Source organism: Streptomyces sp. XY006, from assembly GCF_002237655.1.
In the GTDB taxonomy this organism is placed as follows: Bacteria; Actinomycetota; Actinomycetes; order Streptomycetales; family Streptomycetaceae; genus Streptomyces; species Streptomyces levis.
On record NZ_NOKT01000034.1, the window covers coordinates 68,164 to 92,162 of the forward strand.

23 protein-coding genes and 2 tRNA genes are annotated in these 23,999 nt (G+C 71.7%); 10 read left to right on the forward strand and 15 right to left on the reverse strand.

Going from position 1 to position 23,999, the window contains the following annotated elements; all coding sequences use genetic code 11:
* Positions 1–26: 26 nt before the first annotated feature.
* A complete protein-coding gene (locus tag CHR28_RS31575) occupies positions 27–767 on the reverse strand; it encodes an anti-sigma factor (protein ID WP_094057162.1) in 741 nt (246 codons plus the stop codon).
* A 20-nt stretch (positions 768–787) separates the two neighbouring features.
* Positions 788–1,372, reverse strand: coding sequence for an ECF RNA polymerase sigma factor SigK (gene sigK / locus CHR28_RS31580; protein ID WP_094057138.1), 585 nt, complete (start codon positions 1,370–1,372; stop codon positions 788–790).
* Positions 1,373–1,572: 200 nt separating this feature from the next.
* On the opposite strand from sigK, the gene CHR28_RS31585 reads away from it, so the two are divergent.
* The 4 genes from CHR28_RS31585 (at position 1,573) to CHR28_RS31600 (ending at position 5,155) form a co-directional block, all read left to right on the forward strand.
* The gene (locus CHR28_RS31585) at positions 1,573–2,295 is read left to right on the forward strand and encodes a M50 family metallopeptidase (RefSeq protein WP_094057139.1); all 723 of its coding nucleotides are present in this window, start codon (positions 1,573–1,575) and stop codon (positions 2,293–2,295) included.
* A gap of 72 nt (positions 2,296–2,367) precedes the next feature.
* Complete coding sequence (aroA, locus tag CHR28_RS31590) at positions 2,368–3,684, forward strand: 3-phosphoshikimate 1-carboxyvinyltransferase (RefSeq protein WP_094057140.1); 1,317 nt, start codon at positions 2,368–2,370, stop codon at positions 3,682–3,684.
* 17 nt (positions 3,685–3,701) lie between these two features.
* Positions 3,702–4,712 (forward strand): ribosome small subunit-dependent GTPase A, encoded by a 1,011-nt coding sequence (gene rsgA / locus CHR28_RS31595; RefSeq protein WP_094057141.1) that lies wholly within the window; start codon positions 3,702–3,704, stop codon positions 4,710–4,712.
* Between the two features lie 119 nt (positions 4,713–4,831).
* The gene (locus tag CHR28_RS31600) at positions 4,832–5,155 is read left to right on the forward strand and encodes a DMT family transporter (protein WP_094057142.1); all 324 of its coding nucleotides are present in this window, start codon (positions 4,832–4,834) and stop codon (positions 5,153–5,155) included.
* A gap of 7 nt (positions 5,156–5,162) precedes the next feature.
* Here CHR28_RS31600 and CHR28_RS31605 read toward each other — a convergent pair whose 3' ends face one another.
* Positions 5,163–5,768, reverse strand: coding sequence for a TetR/AcrR family transcriptional regulator (locus CHR28_RS31605; RefSeq protein WP_094057143.1), 606 nt, complete (start codon positions 5,766–5,768; stop codon positions 5,163–5,165).
* A gap of 198 nt (positions 5,769–5,966) precedes the next feature.
* On the opposite strand from CHR28_RS31605, the gene hisN reads away from it, so the two are divergent.
* A complete protein-coding gene (gene hisN / locus CHR28_RS31610; RefSeq protein WP_094057144.1) occupies positions 5,967–6,767 on the forward strand; it encodes a histidinol-phosphatase in 801 nt (266 codons plus the stop codon).
* A gap of 110 nt (positions 6,768–6,877) precedes the next feature.
* Entirely contained in the window at positions 6,878–7,270 is a 393-nt protein-coding gene (locus tag CHR28_RS31615; protein ID WP_094057145.1) for a CBS domain-containing protein, read from the forward strand.
* Between the two features lie 81 nt (positions 7,271–7,351).
* On the opposite strand, the gene CHR28_RS31620 is transcribed toward CHR28_RS31615, so the two are convergent.
* The gene (locus CHR28_RS31620) at positions 7,352–8,803 is read right to left on the reverse strand and encodes a catalase (RefSeq protein WP_179272618.1); all 1,452 of its coding nucleotides are present in this window, start codon (positions 8,801–8,803) and stop codon (positions 7,352–7,354) included.
* A gap of 145 nt (positions 8,804–8,948) precedes the next feature.
* Here CHR28_RS31620 and CHR28_RS31625 point away from each other — a divergent pair, with 145 nt between their 5' ends.
* Positions 8,949–9,365, forward strand: a complete 417-nt coding sequence (locus CHR28_RS31625; RefSeq protein WP_094057147.1) for a Fur family transcriptional regulator — start codon at positions 8,949–8,951, stop codon at positions 9,363–9,365.
* A gap of 150 nt (positions 9,366–9,515) precedes the next feature.
* Here the strand turns inward: CHR28_RS31625 and CHR28_RS31630 are convergent.
* From CHR28_RS31630 to CHR28_RS31645, 4 genes are all read right to left on the reverse strand, one after another.
* A tRNA-Met gene (locus CHR28_RS31630) sits at positions 9,516–9,589 on the reverse strand.
* A gap of 379 nt (positions 9,590–9,968) precedes the next feature.
* Positions 9,969–11,792 carry a tetratricopeptide repeat protein gene (locus CHR28_RS31635; RefSeq protein WP_179272619.1) on the reverse strand — a complete coding sequence of 608 codons (1,824 nt, stop codon included), beginning with the start codon at positions 11,790–11,792 and terminating at the stop codon, positions 9,969–9,971.
* Positions 11,793–12,026: 234 nt separating this feature from the next.
* Positions 12,027–12,100, reverse strand: a tRNA-Met gene (locus CHR28_RS31640).
* A 56-nt stretch (positions 12,101–12,156) separates the two neighbouring features.
* Entirely contained in the window at positions 12,157–15,084 is a 2,928-nt protein-coding gene (locus CHR28_RS31645; RefSeq protein ID WP_256984515.1) for a UPF0182 family membrane protein, read from the reverse strand.
* 163 nt (positions 15,085–15,247) lie between these two features.
* Here CHR28_RS31645 and CHR28_RS31650 point away from each other — a divergent pair, with 163 nt between their 5' ends.
* Positions 15,248–15,793 carry a PPA1309 family protein gene (locus CHR28_RS31650; protein WP_094057163.1) on the forward strand — a complete coding sequence of 182 codons (546 nt, stop codon included), beginning with the start codon at positions 15,248–15,250 and terminating at the stop codon, positions 15,791–15,793.
* 89 nt (positions 15,794–15,882) lie between these two features.
* Here CHR28_RS31650 and CHR28_RS31655 read toward each other — a convergent pair whose 3' ends face one another.
* From CHR28_RS31655 to CHR28_RS31670, 4 genes are all read right to left on the reverse strand, one after another.
* Positions 15,883–16,974 (reverse strand): YlbL family protein, encoded by a 1,092-nt coding sequence (locus CHR28_RS31655; protein WP_094057150.1) that lies wholly within the window; start codon positions 16,972–16,974, stop codon positions 15,883–15,885.
* A gap of 102 nt (positions 16,975–17,076) precedes the next feature.
* On the reverse strand, positions 17,077–17,241 hold the full coding sequence (locus CHR28_RS37875) for a hypothetical protein (RefSeq protein WP_179272620.1): 165 nt from the start codon (positions 17,239–17,241) through the stop codon (positions 17,077–17,079).
* 116 nt (positions 17,242–17,357) lie between these two features.
* Complete coding sequence (locus tag CHR28_RS31665; RefSeq protein ID WP_094057152.1) at positions 17,358–17,819, reverse strand: molybdenum cofactor biosynthesis protein MoaE; 462 nt, start codon at positions 17,817–17,819, stop codon at positions 17,358–17,360.
* Between the two features lie 171 nt (positions 17,820–17,990).
* Positions 17,991–19,112 (reverse strand): SDR family oxidoreductase, encoded by a 1,122-nt coding sequence (locus CHR28_RS31670; protein WP_094057153.1) that lies wholly within the window; start codon positions 19,110–19,112, stop codon positions 17,991–17,993.
* A gap of 192 nt (positions 19,113–19,304) precedes the next feature.
* Here CHR28_RS31670 and CHR28_RS31675 point away from each other — a divergent pair, with 192 nt between their 5' ends.
* Both CHR28_RS31675 and CHR28_RS31680 read left to right on the forward strand, forming a co-directional pair.
* Entirely contained in the window at positions 19,305–20,756 is a 1,452-nt protein-coding gene (locus CHR28_RS31675) for a zinc-dependent metalloprotease (RefSeq protein WP_094057154.1), read from the forward strand.
* A complete protein-coding gene (locus CHR28_RS31680) occupies positions 20,753–21,280 on the forward strand; it encodes an NUDIX hydrolase (RefSeq protein ID WP_094057155.1) in 528 nt (175 codons plus the stop codon). The genes CHR28_RS31675 and CHR28_RS31680 overlap by 4 nt, the downstream gene beginning before the upstream one ends.
* 137 nt (positions 21,281–21,417) lie before the next feature.
* On the opposite strand, the gene CHR28_RS31685 is transcribed toward CHR28_RS31680, so the two are convergent.
* The 3 genes from CHR28_RS31685 to CHR28_RS31695 form a co-directional block, all read right to left on the reverse strand.
* Complete coding sequence (locus tag CHR28_RS31685; protein ID WP_094057156.1) at positions 21,418–22,173, reverse strand: AIM24 family protein; 756 nt, start codon at positions 22,171–22,173, stop codon at positions 21,418–21,420.
* A 17-nt stretch (positions 22,174–22,190) separates the two neighbouring features.
* Positions 22,191–22,871 (reverse strand): AIM24 family protein, encoded by a 681-nt coding sequence (locus CHR28_RS31690; protein ID WP_094057157.1) that lies wholly within the window; start codon positions 22,869–22,871, stop codon positions 22,191–22,193.
* Positions 22,872–22,882: 11 nt separating this feature from the next.
* The coding region (locus CHR28_RS31695; RefSeq protein ID WP_256984514.1) for an AIM24 family protein at positions 22,883–23,999 on the reverse strand (1,117 nt) is incomplete at its 5' end.

The following is a 23,999-nucleotide window of genomic DNA, read 5'->3' on the forward strand; positions in this document are numbered from 1 at the left end:
TCGCACCGGGAGCGGCCGTGCTCCGCTCAGGCGGGCAGCCGCAGCACGGCGACCGGCTCGGACGTCGGCTGCCGGGAGCCGCCCGACGGTTCCACCGTGACCCCGAGGCCCGAGGCCCCGTCGACCGCTCCGCTCATCAGGACGGTCTGAGCGGTGCGGCCGGGATCCATCAGTCCGGCCGGCCGCATGGTGCCGCGGTCGTCGAACCACAGCTGGTACACCTTGCCGGCGCCGGGCGGCGCCATCCCGGAGACGGCGAACACGGCCCGGTCCAGGCTGCGCGAGACCACGACCGTGCCGACGGCGCCGTCGCCGAGCGCGGCGCTGCGGGTCCTGGCGTCCGGCGCGGCCAGCACCGCGGCGATCCGGTCGGTCCCCTGCCGCTCCCCGGCGGCCTGGCGGGCCTCGCGCAGCGCGTCCTCGGCCCGCTGGTGCTGCCACACCGCCGTGCCGCCGAGCGCGGCGGCCAGCGCGACGCAGGCGGCCAGAGCCCACCGGGAGAGCAGCCGGCCTCGCGGCCCGGCCCGGCCGGCGCGGACCGCCGTCAGCACACCCGGCGGCTCCTGGCGGACGGAGGAGACGCGGTGCAGCACCCGTTCGCGCAGGGCCGCGGGAGGCGTCTCGGTGGCGGCGAGCCCCAGCCGGGCCGCGGTGGCGGACAGCTCGGCGGTCTCCTGCGCGCAGGGCTCGCAGGCCTCCAGGTGCCGTTCGAACGCGGCGCGTTCCCCGTCGGCCAGGGCGTGCAGGGCGTAGGCCCCCGTCATCATGTGCAGCTCTGCGGTCGTGCTCACGCGGTCACCCCCAGGCAGTCGCGCAGGCGGATCAGCCCGTCACGCAGCCGTGTCTTGGCCGTGCCCAGCGGAAGGGCGAGCGCCTGTGCCACCTGGCGGTAGGTCAGGCCGCGGTAGTAGGCGAGCGTGATGGCCTGCCGCTGCACCTCGGTCAGCGTGCGCAGGCAGCGCCGTACCTGCTCCCGCTCCAGCCGGGCCTCGACCTGCTCGGTCACCTCGTCGAACTCGGGGGTGCGGGCCAGCAGCGCGGCCTTGTGGTCCCGGGCCGCCGCGGCCTCGACCGAGCGGACCCGGTCCACGGCGCGGCGGTGCGCGAGCGTGAGGATCCAGTTGAGGGCCGTCCCGCGGTCGGACCGGTAGCGGGGCGCGGTCCGCCACACCTCCACCAGGACCTCCTGCGCCACTTCCTCCGACTGCGCCCGGTCGCGCAGCACGGCCCGTGCGACCCCCAGCACGGATCCGGCCACGGCGTCGTAGACGGAGGCGAACGCGTCCTCGTCGCCCAGGGCTACGCGTCCCACCAGCTCCTGCAGGTCCGGTTCCGACGAGGGACTTCTGCCGATGTACACGGCTTCTCTCACAGGGGCCTCCGCTGTTGGGACATCTCCGGACGTAATCCGGTCCCGGTGAGGCGGCGGATTGGTCCCCGCGTCGGGGAAACCGCAGGTGCGCCGTCGGACGTCTCCCAGGGGGCCCCGGGTTCTCAGGCTTCTTGGATACCGTCCGCACGTACGTGCCACACTGCCAGATCCCGTTCGACCGCAGGGAGCCGACGCCGCACATGGACAGCACCGCAACCGCCTCACTCGCCTCCCTCTGGGACGAGGTCTCCGGTACGCAGCCCGACCCCGACCTGTGGGTGGTGATCGCGGCCCTGGGACTGGCGCTGGCCGTGGTGATCCCGCACGGACTGTGGCGCATCTCCCGCAACGCCATCACCATCGCGCACGAGGGCGGTCACGGGCTCGTGGCCCTGCTCACCGGCCGTACCCTCACGGGCATACGCCTGCACTCGGACACCAGCGGCCTGACCGTCAGCCGCGGCAAGCCGCACGGCATCGGCATGATCCTCACGGCGGCCGCCGGCTACACCGCCCCACCCCTGCTGGGCCTCGGCGGCGCGGCGCTGCTCGGCGCGGGCCGCATCACGCTCCTGCTGTGGCTGGCCACGGCCCTGCTGCTCGCCATGCTCGTGATGATCCGCAACGCCTACGGCGCCCTGACGATGATCATCACCGGTGGTCTGTTCGTGGTGGTGTCCTGGCTGGCCGGCCCTCAGGTGCAGGCGGCGTTCGCGTACGTGGTGGTGTGGTTCCTGCTGCTGGGCGGGGTGCGCCCGGCCTTCGAACTGCAGGCGAAGCGGGCCCGGGGCGGGGCGGGCGACTCGGACGCGGACCAGCTGTCCCGGCTGACGCACGTGCCGGCGGGCCTGTGGTTCTTCCTGTTCCACGCCGTGTCGCTGTGCTCGCTGATCGGGGGCGGGCGCTGGCTGCTGGGATGGTGACCGCGGCCGGCCCGGGCGCGAGCGGCGCGACGCAGCGGCCCTGGGACCACCGCCTGCTTATAAAGTAAAGGCATGGTCCCGAACACCGCAGACACCGCCCTCTGGCCCGCCCCGCACGCGAGCGGAGCCGTCGACGCGACGGTCCACGTGCCCGGGTCCAAGTCGGTCACCAACCGCGCCCTCGTGCTCGCCGCCCTCGCCTCCGAGCCCGGCTGGCTGCGCCGCCCGCTGCGCTCCCGCGACACCCTGCTGATGGCCGGCGCGCTGCGCGCGATGGGCATCGAGATCGAGGAGGGCGTGGGCCCCGACGGCACCGGCGAGGCCTGGCGGGTGCTGCCCACGGGCCTGCGCGGCCCGGCCACGGTCGACGTGGGCAACGCCGGCACGGTGATGCGGTTCCTGCCGCCCGTCGCCGCGCTCGCCGACGGCCCCGTCCGCTTCGACGGCGACCCCCGCTCCTACGAGCGCCCGCTGAACGGCGTCATCGACGCGCTGCGTCAGCTCGGCGCCCGGATCGACGACGACGGCCGCGGCGCGCTGCCGCTGACCGTGCACGGCGGCGGTGCCCTGGACGGCGGCCCGGTCGCGATCGACGCGTCCTCCTCGTCGCAGTTCGTCAGCGCCCTGCTGCTGTCCGGCCCGCGCTTCAACCAGGGCGTCGAGGTCCGTCACACCGGCGCCACGCTCCCCTCGCTGCCGCACATCCGCATGACCGTGGACATGCTGCGCGCGGTCGGCGCCCAGGTGGACACCCCCGAGTCGGGCGGCGAGCCGAACGTCTGGCGGGTCACGCCGGGCGCCCTGCTCGGCCGGGACCTGGTGATCGAGCCGGACCTGTCCAACGCGCAGCCGTTCCTGGCGGCGGCCCTGGTCACGGGCGGCAGGGTCACCATCCCGGACTGGCCGGCCCGCACCACCCAGCCCGGTGACCGGCTCCGCGAGATCTTCACCGAGATGGGCGGCTCCTGCGAACTGACCGAGTACGGGCTGGTGTTCACCGGCTCCGGCTCGATCCACGGCATCGACGTCGACCTGAGCGAGGTCGGCGAGCTGACCCCGGGCATCGCTGCGGTCGCGGCCCTGGCCGACTCCCCGTCGACCCTGCGGGGCGTGGCCCACCTGCGCCTGCACGAGACGGACCGGCTGGCGGCGCTGACCAAGGAGATCAACGAGCTCGGCGGTGACGTGACGGAGACGGCCGACGGCCTGCACATCCGCCCGCGCCGGCTGCACGGCGGGATCTTCCACACCTACGACGACCACCGCATGGCCACGGCCGGCGCGATCATCGGCCTGGCGGTGGAGGGCGTGCAGATCGAGAACGTGGCGACGACGGCCAAGACCCTGCCCGACTTCCCCGACCTGTGGACCGGGATGCTCGGGGCGTAGGACGCGGGGACCAGGTCATGCGCCGCTACGGCAAGCACACCGACGAGGACGACATCCGCACCCGCCCGGGCCGCCGGAACACCCGGCCGCGGACGAACATCCGGCCCAAGCACGAGGACGCCGCCGAGGGCCTCGTCCTCACCGTCGACCGGGGCCGCCTGACCTGCCTCGTCGAGGACCGCGTCGTCATGGCGATGAAGGCCCGGGAACTGGGCCGCAAGGCCGCGGTCGTCGGCGACCGCGTCGCCCTCGTGGGCGACATGTCCGGGAAGAAGGACACCCTGGCGCGGATCGTGCGCATCGAGGAGCGCACGTCCGTGCTGCGCCGCACGGCGGACGACGACGATCCGTACGAGCGCGTGGTCGTCGCCAACGCCGACCAGCTGGCCGTCGTCACGGCCCTGGCCGACCCGGAGCCCCGCCCCCGCCTGATCGACCGCTGCCTGGTCGCGGCCTACGACGGTGGCCTGGAACCGCTGCTGGTGCTGACCAAGTCGGACCTCGCCCCGCCGGAGAAGCTGCTGGAGCTCTACGGCGACCTCGACATTCCGTACGTCGTCACGAGTCGCGCGGAACTGGAGAGCGGCGCCGCCGTCGCCCGGGTGCGCGAGCAGCTCGACGGCAGGATCACCGCGTTCGTCGGGCACTCCGGGGTCGGCAAGACGACCCTGGTCAACGCGCTGGTGCCCGAGGAGCGGCGGCGTTCGACCGGGCACGTGAACGCGGTGACGGGCCGTGGCCGGCACACCACCACCTCGGCGCTGGCGCTGCCGCTGGCCGGCGGCGACGGCTGGGTGATCGACACTCCGGGCGTGCGGTCCTTCGGGCTCAACCACGTCGACCCGTCCCGGGTCATCCACGCCTTCCCCGACCTGGAGCCGGGCACCGAGGGCTGCCCGCGCGCCTGCAGTCACGACGAGCCGGACTGCGCCCTGGACGCCTGGGTGGCCGAGGGGCACGCGGACCCGGCACGGCTGTACTCGCTGCGCCGGCTGCTGGCCACGCGGGAGCGCACGGAAGGCGACTGACCTCCGCGTTGTTTGTCCTGCCGTGCGGACGGTAAGTGCATAATCGCACCAAGCCGGATGCAAGCCAGAGCAAAACGAGACGAAGCGGTCACTGAACGTGGGCTACGGGAGGACGACAGATGGCGTGGCTGCTGGTCATCGTGGCCGGGTTGCTCGAGACCGGTTTCGCCGTGTGCCTGAAGCTGTCGCACGGCTTCACACGGCTGTGGCCGACGATCGCGTTCTGCATCTTCGCCCTCGGCAGTTTCGGTCTGCTGACCCTGTCGCTGAAGAAGCTCGACGTGGGGCCCGCCTACGCGGTGTGGACCGGCATCGGGGCGGCGGGGACGGCCATCTACGGCATGGTGTTCCTGGGCGACCTGGTGTCGACGCTGAAGCTCGTGTCCATCAGCCTCGTCATCATCGGTGTCATCGGGCTGCAGTTGTCGGGGTCCGCGCACTGACCCTCTGTCAGCCGGCCCGCCGGTGAAGGGCGCTGCGGACCAGGTCGGCCACGCCGCCCTCGCCCGGGGGCGCCGCCACGCAGGACAGGGCCAGCCGGACGGCGAGTTCACAGGAGCGGGCCAGGTCGGCCGTGTCGGACCTGAGCGCGCCGGGTCCGGCCAGGACGGTCACGGCCCGGTCGCGCACGAGCGAGACGAAGTCGCCGGGCGTGGGCAACGGTCCGTCGGCGCGGCGCTGGGCCGGCACGGCTGAGGTCGACGGGACGGCCGACAGGGTCGGCGACGGCAGGCGTTCGCTCCAGCAGCCGGTGACCATGGCGCGGACGAGGGCGTTGTCCCGGGCCGCGGAGGTGACCCACTCGGCGGTGGCGGTGATCCGGTCGCGCGGGTCGCTGTGCGCCGCCAGCGCGCGGTCGACCCCGGCGAGATAGCCGTCGGCCTCCCTGCGCACGAGCGCCCGGGCGAGGCCGTCCTTGCTGCCGAACTCGTTGTACAGCGTCTGCCGGGACACTCCGGCCGCAGCCGCCACGTCCACCATCCGCACGGCGGACCACGGCCGGCGCGCCAGCGCCGCGAAAGCGGCGTCCAGTAGAGATTCCCGCGCTGCAGGCATCTTCGCCTCCCCTTGGGGCGAGCGGCTCTGCGCCCAGATTTGACGCGGGTGGGACCACTGTCAAGGGTTCGCGAGCGCTCGCAGGGGCGCGTTTCGGCCGTGTCGCGCGGGGTGTTGCAGCGTTGCCGGGCCGCGCCGCCGAACCCCTCACAAAACCCCCGGTGGCCCCAGCCCCACCTCGGCAGATAGGTTCGTCACATGCCCGACTACCTCGACGACCTGCGTCTCGCTCACGTCCTCGCGGACGCCGCCGACGCCGCGACGACGGACCGGTTCAAGGCCCTCGACCTCAAGGTCGAGACCAAACCGGACATGACCCCGGTGAGCGAGGCGGACAAGGCGGCGGAAGAGCTCATCCGCGGCCAGCTCCAGCGCGCCCGCCCCCGGGACGCGATCCTCGGCGAGGAGTACGGCGTGGAGGGCACCGGCCCGCGCCGCTGGGTGATCGACCCGATCGACGGCACCAAGAACTACGTCCGGGGCGTCCCCGTCTGGGCCACGCTCATCTCGCTCATGGAGGCCGGCGAGGGCGGCTTCCAGCCGGTCGTCGGGGTCGTCTCCGCCCCCGCCCTGGGCCGCCGCTGGTGGGCCGCGAAGGGCCACGGCGCCTTCACCGGCCGCTCCCTGACCAAGGCCTCCCGGCTGCACGTCTCCCGCGTCTCGCAGCTCTCCGACGCCTCCTTCGCGTACTCCTCGCTCAGCGGCTGGGAGGAGCAGGGCCGCCTGGACGGCTTCCTGGACCTGACCCGTGCGGTGTGGCGCACGCGCGCGTACGGCGACTTCTGGCCGTACATGATGGTCGCGGAGGGCTCGATCGACATGTGCGCCGAGCCGGAGCTGTCCCTGTGGGACATGGCCGCCACCGCGATCGTCGTCACCGAGGCCGGCGGCACCTTCACGGGCCTGGACGCCCGCCCGGGCCCGCACAGCGGCAACGCGGCCGCATCGAACGGCCTGCTGCACGACGAGTTGCTCGGATATCTCAACCAGCGCTACTGAACGCCCTCTTGTTGACCCTCCCTTTGCCTGCCACCCTGAGAGTCCCCCCACTTGTGAACTTGTGAAAAGTGGAACAAAGGCGGGGACACTCCCAGGAGGTGGCTCCATCCATGCTCGTCCGTGACGCCATGAGCACCGTCGTCCTCACCATCGGCCCGGCCCACACACTGCGCCAGGCCGCCGCGCTGATGTCCGCCCGCAAGGTCGGCGCGGCCATCGTCCTCGACCCGGACGCCGGTGGCATCGGCATCCTCACCGAACGCGACATCCTCAACTCCGTGGGCCGGGGCCAGGACCCGGACACCGAACGCGCCCACGCCCACACCACCAACGACGTCGTCTTCGCCGCCCCGACCTGGACCCTGGAGGAGGCGGCCGGCGCCATGGCGCACGGCGGTTTCCGTCATCTCATCGTGCTGGACCGCGACGAGCCCGCCGGCGTCGTCTCGGTCCGCGACATCATCCGCTGCTGGGCACCGGCACGTCAGCAGGTGCCCGCCTGACGGCACGGGAGCACACGAACGGGCCGGGCCCCCTCAGGGGACCCGGCCCGTCCACTACCGCAAGCGGTCCAGTGCTGGAGTTCAGCCGCGCAGGGCCTGTACCGCGGCCTCCAGCCGCTTGCCGTAGTCGCCGTCGGCCCGACGGAAGTTGTCGATCGCCCGCTCGACGATGTCGTCGCGCGAGACCTTGGCGATGAAGCCCGCCAGGTTCGCGATCAGGCGCTCCTTCTCGTCCTCCGACATGAGCCGGTAGAGGTTGCCCGCCTGGACGAAGTCGTCGTCCTCGGCGTGCACCGGGGCCGGGTGGTTGCCCGTGGCGCCGCTCACGGCCGTGGCGGACCACAGCGGACGGTCCGTCTGGAACGGGCCGCCGAAGCTGTTCGGCTCGTAGTTCTTCGCGCCTCCGTGACGGCCGTCGTAGAGGACCCCGTCACGGGAGTGGGTGCGCGCCACGGTGGCGTGCGGGCGGTTCACCGGCAGGTGGTCGGCGTTGATGCCGACGCGGTAGCGGTGGGCGTCGCCGTAGGCGAAGAGGCGACCCTGGAGCATCTTGTCCGGGGAGGGGCCGATGCCCGGCACGAAGTGGGCGGGGCTGAAGATCGACTGCTCGACCTCGGCGAAGATGTTCTCCGGGTTGCGGTTGAGCTCCAGCTTGCCGATCTCGACGACCGGGTAGTCCGCGTGCGGCCAGACCTTGGTCAGGTCGAACGGGTTGAAGCGGTACGTCGCCGCCTCGGCCACCGGCATGATCTGCACGCCGACGGTCCAGCTCGGGTACTCGCCGCGCTCGATGGCCTCGCGCAGGTCGCGCTGGTGGGAGTCGGGGTCCTCACCGGCGAGCCGGGCAGCCTCCGCGCTGGTCAGGGTCTTGATGCCCTGGTCCGTCTTGAAGTGGTACTTCACCCAGAACGCCTCGCCGGCCGCGTTGCTCCACTGGAAGGTGTGCGAGCCGAAGCCGTCCATGTGACGGTAGGAGGCCGGGATGCCCCGGTCGCCGAACAGCCAGGTCACCTGGTGCGTGGACTCGGGCGACAGGCTCCAGAAGTCCCAGACGTTGTCCGCCTCGGTCGAGCCGGTGTACGGGTCGCGCTTCTGGGTGTGGATGAAGTCGGGGAACTTGATGGCGTCCTTGATGAAGAACACCGGGGTGTTGTTGCCGACGAGGTCGTAGTTGCCCTCCTCGGTGTAGAACTTCAGCGCGAAACCGCGCGGGTCACGGACGGCGTCCGCCGCACCCAGGTTGCCGGCCACCGTCGAGAAGCGCAGAAAGACCTCGGTCTGCTTGCCGACCTCGGAGAGGAAGGCCGCGCGGGTGTACGGCGTGACGTCGGCGGTCACCGTGAAGGTGCCGTAGGCGCCGGCGCCGCGGGCGTGCACCACGCGCTCCGGGATCCGCTCGCGATTGAAGTGGGCGAGCTTCTCCAGCAGGAGCTGGTCCTGGACGAGCACCGGGCCGCCGACGCCCGCGGTCTCGCTGTTCTGATTGTCGGCGACCGGAGCCCCGGCCTCCGTCGTAAGCGGTCCCTGCGTCACGTGCGCCTCCTGCACCATTCCTGACCAAACCTGTCCCTTGGCCAAAGCCGTTCTCGATCCTACAATAGACATTGTCTAAAGCAAGCGAGACTCTAATCTCACACCTGTTCGGGACCTGGTCCCCTTAGCTGTTAGGCTGTTGGCCATGAGTGACCTTCTGGAACGCCTGCGCGGACGCGGATGGCGGATGACCGCGCAGCGGCGCGTCGTGGCCGAGGTCCTCGACGGCGAACACGTCCATCTGACGGCCGACGAGGTCCACGCCCGGGCCGTCGCCAAGCTGCCCGAGATCTCCCGGGCGACCGTCTACAACACGCTCGGTGAGCTCGTGACCCTCGGCGAGGTGCTGGAGGTCTCCACCGACCAGCGCGCCAAGCGGTACGACCCGAACGCCCACCGGCCGCACCACCACCTGGTCTGCGCCCAGTGCGGCGCGATCCGCGACGTCCACCCGGTGGGCAACCCCCTGGCGGACCTCCCGGCCTCGGAGCGCTTCGGCTTCACGGTCTCGGAGGTCGAGGTGACGTACCGCGGCGTCTGCCCGAACTGCGCGGCGGCCTAGCCCTACGCACGTGAAAGCCCCGGCACCTGAGGTGCCGGGGCTTTTCCCTGCTCACACGGACCGCACCACTACGGCTACGGCCAGGCCCGGCCGGACCCTGGAAAACACCGAGGGCCGGAACCCTTTCGGATTCCGGCCCTCGGCCTTCAGTAGCGGGGACAGGATTTGAACCTGCGACCTCTGGGTTATGAGCCCAGCGAGCTACCGAGCTGCTCCACCCCGCGTCGGTGAATGCAACGTTACGTCAAGACCGAGCACGGATGCAAATCGCTTAACGCCGCCCCCTCGCCCCACAGCCCGGGGCCACCGGGGGTGGAGCCGGCCCGACTGGTGGCAAGCCCACCGAGATGGACCCGGAGCCGACCCCTGGGGGGCGACCGGGGCGGGAGCAGGCTGACCGGATGGACCCAGCCGACCAAGGGCCGGCCGACCGAGGGGGCAGGATGCCCAGGGCCTAGCCGATCGCCGGGCCCACCGGGGGCAGGCCAGCCTCGGGGCCGGCCGACCCGGATGGACCCGGCAGGCCAGGGGCCGGCCGACCTCCCGGGGACCGCCGGGGCCCGGCCTGCCAGGGGCGGGCCGGGCTCGGGTCGGTCGGTGCGGTCAGGCCGAGAGTTCCTGGCGCAATGCGTCTCGGAGTCGGGCCGCGCGTTCCGTCACCGAGCCAGGGCCCAGGGACACGGCTCGGTCGGCCCAGCGCTGGCCCTCCGCCAGTTCTCCCCGACGCGCGTAGACCAGGGCCAGCCGCAACGCCGCCCGTCCGTGACCGGCGTCGGCCGCCCGCGTCCACCACACCGCGGCCTCGGGCTCACTCCCCTCCCGGGCCAGCAGCAACCCGAGATTGAACGCGCCGTTGCGGGACCCGGCCTCGGCCGCCTCCCGGTACCACCGGGCCGCCTCGACGACGTCGCCCCGGGCCGCCGCCAGCATGCCGACCCGCACCTGGGCACGCCGGTGCCCTTGAGAGGCAGCCCGCTCGTACCACTCCTCGCACTCGCTGCGCCGGTGCACCGGCTCGCCGAGCTCGTGGGCCGGCTCCGGCGGCCGCCGGGCGTCGAGCACGGTCGCCAGCCGGTACGCGGCCTCCGCGCTTCCGCCCCCGGCCGCACACCGCAGGTGCCGCTCGGCCTCCTGCTCGTCGCCGTCCCGCAGCCGCGCGATGCCGACCTGCAGCGCGGCCTCGGTGTGCCCGGCCGCGGCGGCCCGCTCGTACCAGCGCAGCGCGGCCCGGTCCTCGCCGCGCCCGGCGTGCAGGATGCCGAGATTGAACGCGGCGTCCACGCTCCCGGCCTCCGCGGCCTTGGAGAACCACGGCTCCGCACCCGTCTCGTCCCCGCCCTGCAGCAGCAGGATCGCCAGCGCGTTGGCGGCCTCCCGGTGCCCGGCGTACGCCGCGCGCCGGTACCACTGCTCGGCCTGCGCCGTGCGCCCCTGCTCGGCGCAGAGCAGCCCGAGGTTGTACGCGCCGTTCACGTCGCCCGCGTCCATGGCGGCCCGGTACCACCGCTCGGCGGTCTGGGTCTCGCCCCGCTCGGCGTGCAGCGCGCCCAGCGCGTTCGCCGCGTTGCCGTCGCCGTCCTGCGCGGCACGCAGCCACCACACGGCGGCGTTCTCCGTGTCGCCCGCGTCGCGCAGCAGGAACCCGAGCGCGCAGGCGGCCCGCGCCTCCCCGTCCTTGGCGGACGTCAGGTACCAGCGCCCGGCCTCCTTGAGCTCACCGCGCCGCTCCAGGATCGACCCGAGGTGCAGGGCGGCCCGCCGGTGCCCGCGCGCGGCGGCCTGCCGGTACCACTGCTCGGCCTCCTCGGGTGCCTGGACACCGTTGTCGGCGTCGGTCTCCCGCGCCGCCTTCCGGTCCAGGGCCCGGGCCAGCCGGTACGCGGCCTCGCGGTGCCCGCGCTCGGCCGCCACGCGCATCCACTGCTCGGCCGCCGCGTCACCGCGGTGCTCCAGCAGGTCGGCGAGGGCGTACGCACCCAGGGTGTGGCCCTGCTCGGCGGACTGGCGCAGCCAGTACTCGGCGGCGGGCTCGTCACCGCGCTCGCGGTGGTGCCGCCCGAGGGCGTGCGCGGCCGCGGCCGATCCCGCGACGGCGGCGATCCGCCACCAGCCGGCGGCCTCGTCGGCGTAGCCGCGCTGGTGGAGCAGGACGCCCAGATTGTTGGCGGCGGCCCGGTCGCCCGCCGCGGTGGCGGCACGCAGATGGGGTTCGGCACCGTCGAGATCACCACGGCGCAGCAGCATGGCCCCGAGGACACTCATCGCCTCGACGTCGCCGGCCTCCGCGGCGAGCCGCTGACGCAGCTCTTCGGCCGCCTCGTCGGCGATTTCCCCGGTCTCGTCCGGGGTCTCGGTGTCCTCCCGGCTGGAAGGCTGCACAAAACGCCCTGTCTCGAACAGAGTTGCCTTGTCCCCCATAACGTCCATCGTCGCACCACCTGCAACCTGGGTACACCTGGTATACCGCAGCCAGTGAGGTCACTACAGCGTTTTGTCGACATGCCCACAGAGAGACAAGTCAAACACAGATCGCCCAACTCCCCCCGGCGGCGCGGCCGTAACCTGCACCCATACATGCGTTCACACATCACGAAGGCCCGGATTCCTTTGTGGAATCCGGGCCTTCGTGGCCGCTCCGTCACTCGGACATCGCGACTTCAGTAGCGGGGACAGGATTTGAACCTGCGACCTCTGGGTTATGAGCCCAGCGAGCTACCGAGCTGCTCCACCCCGCGCCGTTGTGTTCACTACCGTATCACGGCGCGGGACGGGCATTTCACCAGGCCAGGGCCTAGCTGCTCGGTTTGGGGCTGGGGCTGCCGCTGGGCTTGCTCTCGCCGCCCCCGGCACCCGAGCCCGATCCGCTCGCCTCGGCCTGCGCGTCCTCGGCCCGCTGCAGAGCGTCCTCCAGGTCCTTCTGCGCCCGGCCGTACGCCTCCCAGTCGTTCTCCTTCAGGGCCTCCTGGCCGGCGTCGAACGCCTTCTGGGCGTCCTGCAGGGCCTGTTGGACCGTCGGGTTCTCGGACGTCGGCGGCGGTGGCGTGTCGCCCTCCTCCGGTGGCTCGGGCGTCGCGCCCTCCGCTCCGAAGACCTTGTTGAGGGCCTCGTCGAGCGTGTTCTCGAAGGCGGTCTGGCCTCCGTAGGTGACCAGCACCTTGCGCAGCAGCGGGTACTTCAGCCCGCCACCGCGGACGTAGACCGGCTCCACGTAGAGCAGTCCGCCGTCCAGCGGCACCGTCAGCAGGTTGCCGTACTCGACTTCGGAGTCGCCGCCTCTCAGGAGCCTGATGGACTCGGCGATGTCCTCTTGGGAGTTGAACTGGCTCTGGACCTGCTTGGGTCCGTTGACCGTGGTGTTCGTCGGCAGTTTCAGGATTCTGATCTTGCCGTAGTCACTCGTGCCCGCCTCGGCGTCGACCGCCATGAACGCGCTGAGGTTGTCCCGGCCGTTGGGCGTGAAGGTCGTCGTCAGGGAGAACGCCTGCGCCTGCTGGTCGGGCATCTTCATGCTCAGGTAGTACGGCGGCACCGCGTTGCCCGACCGGTTCGTCGGGTCGTCCGGCACCTGCCACACCTCGCTGCCGCTGAGGAACGTGGTCGCGTCCTTCACGTGGTAGCGCGTGAGCAGCTCCCGCTGGACCTTGAACAGGTCCTGCGGGTAACGCAGGTGGTCCATCAGCGACTTGGAGATGTCGCTCTTGGGCTCCACCGTGTCGGGGAAGGCCTTCATCCAGGTCTTGAGGACCGGGTCCTTCGTGTCCCACTGGAAGAGCTTGACCTCGCCGGTGTACGCGTCGACGGTCGCCTTCACCGAGTTGCGGATGTAGTTGACCTGGTTCTGCTGGGCCACCACCGCGCGGTTGTCGTTGGTGGCGGTCAGCGAGTCGGCCGTGGTGTCCCCGAGGGTCGTGCGCGAGGAGTACGGGTAGCCGTTCGTCGTCGTGTAGGCGTCGACGATCCACTGGATCCGGCCGTCCACGACCGCCGGGTAGGCGTCGCCGTCGATGGTCAGCCAGGGGGCGACCGCCTCGACGCGCTCCTTGGGCGTGCGGTTGTACAGGATCCGCGAACCGTCGCCGATGGCGCCGGAGTACAGAATCTGCGGCTCGCCGAACGCCACCGCGTACGCGGCCCGGTTGACCGGGTTGGAGAGGTTGACCCCGCTGTCGCCCTTGTAGCTGGTGGTCTTCTCGCCGTTGTCGTCGGAGTAGTCGATCTCCTTCTGGGGACCGCCGACGATCGAGTACGTGGTGGTCTTCTCGCCGTAGTAGACCCGCTGCTCGTACGTGCCGAGGTCGCCCTCGGAGGGCAGGTCGGACTCCGTGAAGTTCGGACGGCCCTGCGCGTCGGCGCTGGTGCCCTCGGCGGCGACCACTCCGTATCCGTGGGTGTAGCGGAAGTGGTTGTTGATCCAGTTCTTCTTCGGGATGCCCGCGAGGTTCAGCTCACGCAGGCCGATGACCGTGTCCTGGTCCTTGCCGTCCTTGGCGTAGCGGTCGACGTCCAGGTTGTTCGGGAACGCGTAGTAGTTCCTGATCTGCTGGAGCTGCTGGAACGTCGGCGAGACGATGTTCGGGTCCATGATCCGGATGCTCGCCGTGGCGTCGACGTCGTCGCGGAGCTTGGTCTTGTCCTCGGTCGTGCTCGTGCCCGTGTAGTCCGTGACCTTGGTGCCGTCGATCCCGTAGGCCTTGCGCGTCGCCTCCAGGTTCTTCTCGACGTACGGCGCCTCCTTGGCCTGCTCGTTCGGCTGGACCTGGAACTTCTGCACGATCGCCGGGTACAGGCCGCCGATGAGGATCGCGGAGAGCACCATCAGGCCGAAGCCGATCACGGGCAGCTGCCAGGTGCGCCGCCACAGGGTGGCGAAGAACAGCAGCGCGCAGATGACGGCGATGCAGAACAGGATCGTCTTGGCCGGCAGGTAGGCGTTGGCGTCGACGTAGCGCAGACCGGTCCAGTTGTCCGTCGCCCGGAAGTCACTGGACTTCACGGCGAGCCCGTACCGGTCGAGCCAGTACGCGACCGCCTTCAGGGCGACGAAGATCCCGATGAGCACGGACAGGTGTCCCGTGGCCGCGGCCGTGGCGCGCGCGCCGGGGCTGGTGACGCGCAGCCCGCCGTAGAGGTAGTGCGTGAGCGCGGCGGCGATCACGGAGAGGATCGCGGCGGCGAAGCCGAAGCCGAGCAGGAACCGGTACCAGGGCAGGTCGAAGGCGTAGAAGGAGACGTCCAGCTTGAACTGGGGGTCCTTCTGCCCGAAGGGCACGCCGTTGACCCACATCAGCCAGGTGCGCCACTGGCCGGACGCGGAGGCGCCGGCGATCAGGCCCACCAGGGCGGTGATGCCGAAGAGCAGCCACTTCTTGTAGGGCGCGATGCCCATGCGGTAGCGGTCGAGGTTCTGCTGCTCCATCGACATGGCGCTCAGCGGCGGCCGCAGCCGGTGCGCCAGCCAGATGTTGACGCCGACCGCGACGGCCATCAGCAGGCCGAAGACGAAGAAGAGCCCGATCTTCGTCCACAGGGTGGTGGTGAAGACCGACGAGTAGTTCACCGACCGGTACCAGAGCCAGTCCGTCCAAAACCCCGCGAACATGGTGAACGCCATGCCGAGGACGGCCAGGACGCCCAGCGTCATGAGCAGGGTCCGGACACGCCGGGACGGGCGGCCCACTCTCATCCGCGGCCCTGTCGGGCCTCCGCCGCGGTCCGGCATCTGGAAAGCCAAGGTGCGCACCTCGAAGTTCGCTGTTGATTCGTCGGGCCCGCGTCTTCACGGGCCGTCCGTGGCCCCCGTGATCGTGGGCCCCCACCTATGCAACTTACTCACCGTTTACTCGGTTCCCGATTCCGGCCAGGAACGAGAGAGGATTGTGACCATGTCCAACACTCCCATGGCTGCGAACCCGCTCACCCGGGCCGTGCTCGAGATCGACGAGTACGTCTCCGGCCTCGGCTGGGACCAGCCGGCCCGCCTCTTCGCCCTCGTCGACACCGCACGGCTGCGCGCCGAACAGCCCTCGCTCGCGGACCGCCTCGGTCTGGGCGAGGAGCCGGAGAACTCCGGCCTCACCCCGATCGAGCAGGACGAGATTCCAACGGGCAAGCCGCTCGACGAGTTCCTCGCCACCATCGCCTGGCCCGACGCGGTGGCCGGCTGCGCCCTCGCCGTGGAGCGCCTGATGCTGCCCCCGTCCGCCGAGGCCCAGGTCCCCAAGGACCTGACCGGGGCGGCGCTGACGAAGTGGGTGGCGGAGCACCCGGACCGTCAGGAGGTCCGGATGACGGTCGCGGTGCTGCGCGACGGCACCCGCGACTCGGCCCTGCGGCTGCGCGAGAAGGACACGCCCACCGAGGTGCTGACCGGCTCCGACCTGGTCCCGGGCCTGGCGGAGGCGCTGTCCGCGACCTTCGAGGAGGAGTAGCCGCGAGGGAGAGGGGCCCGGCCGCCCTCTCGTCTACCTGCCGCACCGTGGCAGGGGCCCGCTGCGCCGGGCCCCCTGCCGCCCGTTCGCTACGTGCCGCACCTCGGAAGGTCCGCGGTGTCGCCGCTGCGGATGTCCTTCAGGGCGCCGAGCGCGTCCTGGATGGTGTTCACCTTGACGAGCGTGAGGCCCTCGGGGGTGTCCTTGGCGGCCGCCGCGCAGTTGTCGGCGGGCGTCAGGAAGTACCGGGCGCCCTTCGCCCGCGCGCCGACGGTCTTCATCTCGATGCCGCCGATCGGGCCGACCTTGCCCTGGTCGTCGATCGTGCCGGTGCCGGCCACGAACCTGCCGCCGGTCAGGCTGCCCGGGGTCAGCTTGTCGTAGATGCCGAGCGCGAACATCAGGCCGGCGCTCGGTCCGCCGACGTCGGCCAGCTTGATGTCGATGGTGAACGGGAACGTGTGGTCGGTCCCGGCGGAGATCCCGACGATGGCGCGCTTCTCCCCCGCGTCGTCGGACGTCGTGGTGGTGATCGTGATGTCCTCGGTCCGGGTCGGCGTCCGCTTCTCCTTCTCGGCCGCGGCCTGTTCCTTGGCGGGCACGATGGTGAAGCGGACGTCCTGGCCGGGCTCGTGCCGGGTGACCAGCTTCGCGACGTCGGCCGGCTGCTTGACGGCCGTGCCGTCGACGGCCTTGATCACGTCCCCCGCGTGCAGCTTGTTCTCGGCCGGGGAGCCCTTGACGACCGTCGAGACGATCACCCACGACTTCACCGGCACGTCGAGTTCCTTCAGCGCGGCGACCTTGGCGCTCTCCTGGGACTGGCTGAACTCCTCGGCGTTCTCCTGGGTGGACTGCTCCTCGGTCTTGCCGTCCGGGTAGAGCGTCTCGTGCGGCACGACCTTGTTGTCGTGCGCGAGCCAGCCGTAGACGGCCTCGACCAGGTTCATCCGGTAGTCCGCGCTCGTGACCCGGACCGTGGTCATGTTCAGATGGCCGCTGGTGGCGTACGTCTTGCGTCCCGCGATCTGCAGCACCGGCTCGCCGTCGTGATCGCCGAGCGTGTTCACCGTCGGCCCCGGGGACATCTCCGAGTACGGCACGGGGATGAACACTCCCGCGCACAGAAGCGCGATCAGCATCAGGGTGGAGGCGAGCATCGTCGCGGTGCGGCGTGGCATGACTCGACAGTACGGGACGGTCCTGTCAGCGCACCGTCAGGGCCGCCCGTCCGGGGCGGCCCTGTACACTCACACGCGTGTGACCTGCTGTTTCTTCGGTCTTCAGCTGCCCGGGCGGGGCTTCTCCATCGCCTCGCGGAAGCGGGCGTAGCCGATGAGCTCCGGGCCGTCGTTACGGACCTTGCGGGTCCGGTTGGCCCAACTTCCCCACAGCCCCGCGCCGATCGCAGCCACAAGCGGAATCAGCAACCAGGCGAGCGCCGCCATGCCGACCTCCAACCCCATCGAGCGTCCGCGAACTGACTGATCAGCAGATTAACCATCCGCAGTGACAACGCTCACGCCAGGGGTGGGGTTACGCAACCGGAGGACGGCTCCCCGGATCAGCAGGCGCCGACCCACTCCTCGGTGCCGTCGGAGAACCTCTGGTGCTTCCAGATGGGCACCTCGTGCTTGAGGTCGTCGATGAGCTTGCGGCAGGCCTCGAAGGCCTCGCCGCGGTGGGGGCAGGAGACGGCGACGACCACGGCGAGGTCCCCGATCCGCAGGTCGCCCACCCGGTGCACGGCCGCCAGGGCCCGCACCGGGAACTCGGCGGCCACCTTCTCGGCGATCCGCCGCATCTCGGCCTCGGCGCTGGGGTGGCACGAATAGCCGAGCTCCGCCACGTCGGCGCCGCCGTCGTGGTTGCGCACGGTGCCCACGAAGAGCGCGGTGCCGCCGGACGCGTCGTCCCCGACGGCGCGGAACACCTCGTCCACGGACAGGGGCGTGTCCCGGATCCCGATCAGCTTGACGGGGTCCTGCGCTGCCCGCTCACCGGGGTGATCGCTCGTGGATGCCATGGCCCCATCGTGCCGCACGGGACCGACAGCACGAAATAGAGCTATCGACCGGCACGCGCGCGGGGAGGTTGGAGTGTCCTACAGGGAGCGCATCGGAGTGTTCTGCAGGGAGCGCGTCGAAGTGTTCTACAGGGCGCGCAGGGCCGGTCCGAAGGCGCGGCGCGGCGCCCGTCAGATACGCCGCCGTGCCTTCCGGGCGCGCCGTACCACCGCCGCCGCGCCCAGCAGCGCCACCGTGGCGCCCGCGGCGCCCGCGGCCGTCGCGTCCTTGCGGCCCAGTCGCCGTCCGGCGACGGTGTGCCGTCCGGAGACCTCCTCCAGGAGTTGCGCCAGCACTTCCTCGTTCGTGTAGCGCGGCCGCCACCCGGCGTCGTGCAGCCGGCTGCCGCTCACCACCCAGGGGTACATCGTGTAGGCCAGGTCCCCCGCCGGGGAGGGCGTGAGGCCGATCCGGTGCAGCCGGGCCGCCGCGCCCAGCGCCACCGCCGACGGCAGCTCCATCCGGCGGATCCCGCTGAGCTCCTCGACCTCCTCCTGCTCCAGCCACCCGTCACAGCCGACGGCGAGTTCCCCGTCGACCTTCTCCAGGACGGCGTACTCCAGCGCGCTGCACAGGTCCTCGACGTGGCAGAACTGCCACGCGGGCCGCGACCCGGCGACGACCAGCAGCCGAGGCGACTCGAAATACCTGGTCAGGGCCGTGTCGGTGCCGCCGACCAGAACGGCCGGCCGCACCACGGTGACGTTCAGCCCCGGGTGGGCCCGCGGTGCCCGCCGGGCCAGCCGCTCGATCTCCAGCAGGTCTCCGACGCCCGTGGCCTCCGCCGTGGCGCGCAGCTCGGCGTCCTCCGACAGCGGCAGCTCGTTGTCCGGCAGCGCGCCGTAGACCATCGACGAGGTGCACAGCACGACCCGGTGCACTCCGGCCGCCGCTGCCGCCGTCAGGACCGTCTGTGTCCCCCGTACGTTGTAGGCCGTTCGGGCGGCGGCGTCGGTCTCCAGGTCGAGATCCAGTGCCAGGTGCACCACGACGTCGGCGCCGCGCAGCTTGTCGGCGATGGCCGGATCCCGCACATCGAGGATGTGCCACTGCGCGGCGGCGCACTCCCCGCGCCGCTCGTCGATGGCCAGAACCTGTCTCACCTCGTCGGACGCCGCGAGCTGCTCGGTCAGCAGCGCTCCGACGCCGTACGCGGCGCCGGTGACCGCGACCACGGGGCCACGCCCCGCGGGACGCGCGGAACTGGTTGACTGGTTTCGCGCTGCGCGAACCTGCGGATCTGGGGAACTCACCGGGCGTCTCCAGCGGTTGTCTTCAGTACGAGCGCGAGCGACGCGTGCGTACCAGGTGGCATCCATCCTGCCGCAGGCCGTCAGTCGGCGAAGCACCGAGGCCCGATCCGCCCCGGGTGTCTACGCTGGGTGGTGTTGTCGGGCAGCCGTGCCGCCGGAAAGAACCGGCGGCCCTACCAGCCGAGGAATCCCGTGAGTGACACCCCATTCGGATTCGGCCTTCCGCCGGAGGAGCCGGACGACGGCGACGAGGGCAAGAAGAAGGACCAGCAGAGCGGTGGTGGTCAGGGACCGGCCAACCCGTTCGGCTTCGGCGGCCTGCCCGGAGCCGGAGGCTTTGGCGGCGGCCCCGGTGGCCCCGGTGCGGACAATCCGTTCGCAGCCATGTTCGGCTCTCTGAACCCCAACGACCTGGGCGCCGCGTTCCAGCAGCTGGGCCAGATGCTCTCCTACGAGGGCGGCCCGGTGAACTGGGACATGGCCAAGCAGATCGCCCGCCAGACGGTCTCCCAGGGCTCCCCCGACGGCACCAAGGACAGCAGCGTCGGCCCCGCCGAGCGCCGGGCCGTCGAGGAGGCCGTCCGCCTGGCGGACCTGTGGCTCGACGACGCCACGTCCCTGCCGTCGGGCGCCGGCTCCGCCGTGGCCTGGAGCCGCGCGGAGTGGGTCGAGGCGACCCTGCCCGCCTGGAAGGAGCTCGTCGACCCGGTCGCCGAGCGCGTCGGCACCGCCATGGGCGACGTCCTGCCGGAGGAGATGCAGGCCATGGCCGGCCCGCTGATCGGCATGATGCGCTCGATGGGCGGCGCCATGTTCGGCACGCAGATCGGGCAGGCCGTCGGCGTGCTCGCGGGCGAGGTCGTCGGCTCGTCCGACATCGGCCTGCCGCTCGGCCCGGCCGGCAAGGCCGCGCTGCTGCCGGTGAACATCGAGACGTTCGGCAAGGACCTCAGCGTCCCCCAGGAGGAGGTACGGCTCTACCTCGCCCTGCGCGAGGCCGCCCACCAGCGCCTCTTCGCGCACGTGCCGTGGCTGCGCTCGCACCTGTTCGGCGCGGTCGACGGCTACGCCCGCGGCATCAAGGTCGACACGGCCAAGCTGGAGGACGTGGTCGGCCAGTTCGACCCGCAGAACCCCGAGCAGCTGCAGGAAGCGCTGCAGCAGGGCATGTTCCAGCCCGAGGACACGCCCGAGCAGAAGGCCGCTCTGGCCCGTCTGGAGACGGCGCTGGCGCTCGTCGAGGGCTGGGTCGACGCGGTGGTCCACGCGGCCGCGAAGCCCCGCCTGGGGTCCGCGGACGCGCTGCGCGAGACGCTGCGCCGCCGCCGCGCCTCGGGCGGCCCGGCCGAGCAGACGTTCGCCACGCTGATCGGCCTGGAGCTGCGCCCGCGCCGGCTGCGGGACGCCTCCCGTCTGTGGGCCTCGCTCACGGACGCGCGCGGTGTCGACGGCCGGGACGCCCTGTGGCACCACCCGGACATGCTGCCGACGGCGACCGACCTGGACGACCCGGACGGCTTCGTGCACCGCGAGCAGATCGACTTCTCCGAGCTGGACAAGATGCTCGGCGAGGCGGCGGACAAGCCCGACCTGCGCAAGAAGGACGAGGGCCCGGACGAGAACAAGGGCGACGACGCCGGGTGAGCCTGTACGACGACGCGGTCCACGTGCTGAAGAGCTACGAGGACCAGCCGGAGCTGCGCCAGGCCTACCTCGACCACCTCGCCGATCACCCGGACGGCCTCTGGAAGGCCTGCCACGCCGGCCACATCACGGCCAGCGCCCTGGTGATCGACCCCGAGGGCGGCCGGGTGCTGCTCACCCTGCACAGGAAGCTGAAGATGTGGCTGCAGATGGGCGGCCACTGCGAGCCCGGTGACGCCACCCTGGCGGCGGCGGCCCTGCGCGAGGCGACGGAGGAGTCCGGCGTCTCGGGTCTGGCCCTGCTGCCGGGCGGCCCGGTGCGCCTGGACCGGCACCCGATCCCGGCGCCGTGCCACTGGCACCTCGACGTCCAGTACGCCGTCGTGGCACCGCCCGGCGCCGCGCACGCGATCAGCGACGAGTCGCTCGACGTGCGCTGGTTCGCCTACGACGAGGTGGCGGACGTGGCGGACGACTCGGTGGTGCGACTGCTGGCGTCGACCCGGGCGAGGCTCACGAAGTGAGCTGATGTCGGGGCGGCCGCGCAGCCGGCCGCCCCCTCAGGGGAGCGGGGAACTGCGCGACCGGCGACGACCGGCCCGCGGCCGACACCGTCCCCCGCCTCCTCACCCGATCGGCCGAACCGCGGGGCACGAAGCACTCAGCTCCAGACGTTCCCCTGGTTCTGCCCCCGCGCCCCCTGCTGGCCCATGCCGTACTGCGCGGCGAGACCCGAGCCGACCTGGGCGTTCTGCGGCGGCAGCAGCTCGCTGGGCTGCACCAGCGCGAAGCCCGTGCCCATGAAGCTCAGCTCCCAGCCCTCGCCCGTGCTGCCGCGGCGGCGCCACACGCCCGAGGAGTGCGTCTGGGCCTGCATCTGCACCCGCAGGCTGGTCGACCAGGCGACGATCGCGTCGGCGTCGCAGTTGACGTACTTGTCGGGCGTCACGTGCATCAGCAGCGGCATGCCCGAGGTCATCAGCGCGACCTTGCCCCGGCCGGAGATGTTGAGCTGGTACTTCCCCGAGCCGGAGATGCCGTAGAGGCTGTCCACGGCGATGACCTCGTGGTGCAGGGAGGAGTCCATCGCCAGCACGTAGCTGCTGTCGACGGTGAGGCCGTCCTGGTCCACGTCCATCACGTGGACGTGCTGCTTGAGGTTGGCGAGGTAGACCGTGCCCTGCCCGTGGCAGCGCATCAGGTCGAGTCCCTCGCCCGTGTGCGCACGCGTGCGTGCCTGGTCGTTGCTCTGGTACTCGGCGTCGAACTCGACGAGCCCCTGGTAGGCGACCATGGTGCCCTTGCGGGCCAGGATGTCGTCGTGGCCCTCCAGGGCGACGCGCAGCATCTGCTTGTTCTGCAGACTCCAGCGTTCCTGGGTCTGCTGCTCGTTGTAGGCGAAAATCGGGCTCTGCATGACGTTCTGGCTCCCCCTCAGCCCCGGAACCGGAGACGGTCGGTGCTGTCCTCGCTGGGCTGGACGACGACGATGCCCTGACCGGAGAAGGCCATCTGGTAGGCCTCGCCGCTGCCGCGGCCGATCAGCGACTGGGCCCGGAAGCTGCGCTTGCCCTTCACCTTGAGGTTCGGGGACCAGGCGACGAGCGCGTCGGGGTCGACGTACGTCTCGTCCTCGCCGCCGCCGCAGTCGACGACGATCGGCTTGCCCCGGGAGGTCAGCGCCACCCAGCCCTGCCCGGAGATCTTGGTGTTCCACAGGCCCTGCCCGGCGAACTTGGCCAGGCCCTTGACCCGCTCCACGCCCCAGGTGAGGTGGGCGTCGAAGGCGAGCAGGTTGGTGGCGTTGACGGAGATGCCGTCGCCGTCGAGGTTGATCACGACGACGTTCGCCCCGTAGTCGGCGAGGTAGAGCAGGCCGTCGCCGGAGCACTTCATCAGGGGCGCGCCCTCGCCGGTCAGCCAGTCCTTGGCGATCTGGCGTACGGCCGGCGGGTTGGGCTCGTACTGGACGAACCCTTCGTAGGCGACCATCGACCCCACGCGCGCGAGGAGGTCGTTCCCGGTCTGCATGGCGACCTTCAGCATGTGGTTGCCGTGGTTCTCCATGCGGGCGGTGACGGGTGCGGGGGCGTGGCCCGCGAGCTGCTGTGTCATGACGGGCTCCCTCAGACCTCGTACGGCTGGACGACGATGAAGTTGCCGGGTGCGCCCCGGAACTGGAGGTTGACGCTCTCGCCGGTGTCGCCCGGGTAGGCGTTGCGGCGCATCCGCACCTGGCTGGAGACGACGACCTGGGCGGCGGCCGACCAGGCGACCACGGCGTTGCAGTCGGCGAACGTGGTGGGCGTGACGGGCAGCACCACGGGCGTGCCGTGCGTCTTCACGACGATCGTGCCGGTGCCCTGGAACTGCATGGTGAACAGCGCGCCGCCGGGGATGCCGTGTCCCTCGATGCGGCGGACCTCGTACTGGAGGCTCTCGTCGAAGGCGAGCACGTTCTCGGCGGAGACGCAGACGGCGTCGCCCTGGAGCTCGATGGGGTGCAGCATCGTCGAGTTCTCGGCGAGGAAGACCTGCCCCTGGCCCGTACAGCGCATCAGCTGCATCTCCTGGCCGGTCGCGTTGCCCACGATCCGGCCGGCGAAGCCCGCGCCCTTGTAGCTGAAGTCGACCTTGCCCTGGTAGAGCACCATGCTGCCCTGCCGCGCCAGCACGGGCTGTCCGCCGATGCCGAGGTCGACCCGGACGAGCTTCTTGTTCTGCTGCGTCCAGCGCTGCCCGGTGGGGGTCTCCTTGAACTGCTGGAGCGCGGCGGCCACGCCCGGGCCCTGGCCGGCCCCGGTCTGCGGGACGCCCTGCGGCGGGACTCCGTGCGGGGGAACGCCGGGCTGGGGGACGCCGTGCTGCGGGGCGCCGTAGGGGGCCTGGCCGAACGGCGGCTGCTGGCCGTAGCCCGGGGGCGGGGTGGGTTGGCCGTAACCGGGCGGCGGGGCGGGGGCCTGGGGTGCCTGGGGCTGGCCGTATCCGGGCGGCGGCGGGGCCGTCTGGCCGGGGGCCTGGCCGTACGGCGGCGGCTGCGGCGGCTGCTGGCCCGGCTGGCCGTACGGCGCGGGGGCCGGGGCCGGGGGCGGGACCGGGGAGCCGGCGGGCGGGGTGTTCAAGGGCGCGACGATGGTCGGCGCGGCGTGCACCTGGGGCGCGGGCACCGGAGCCGGCGGCGGGGTGGCGCCTGGCGGTGTGGCTGCGGGCGGCGTGGCTCCGGGCGGCGTGGCTCCGGGCGGG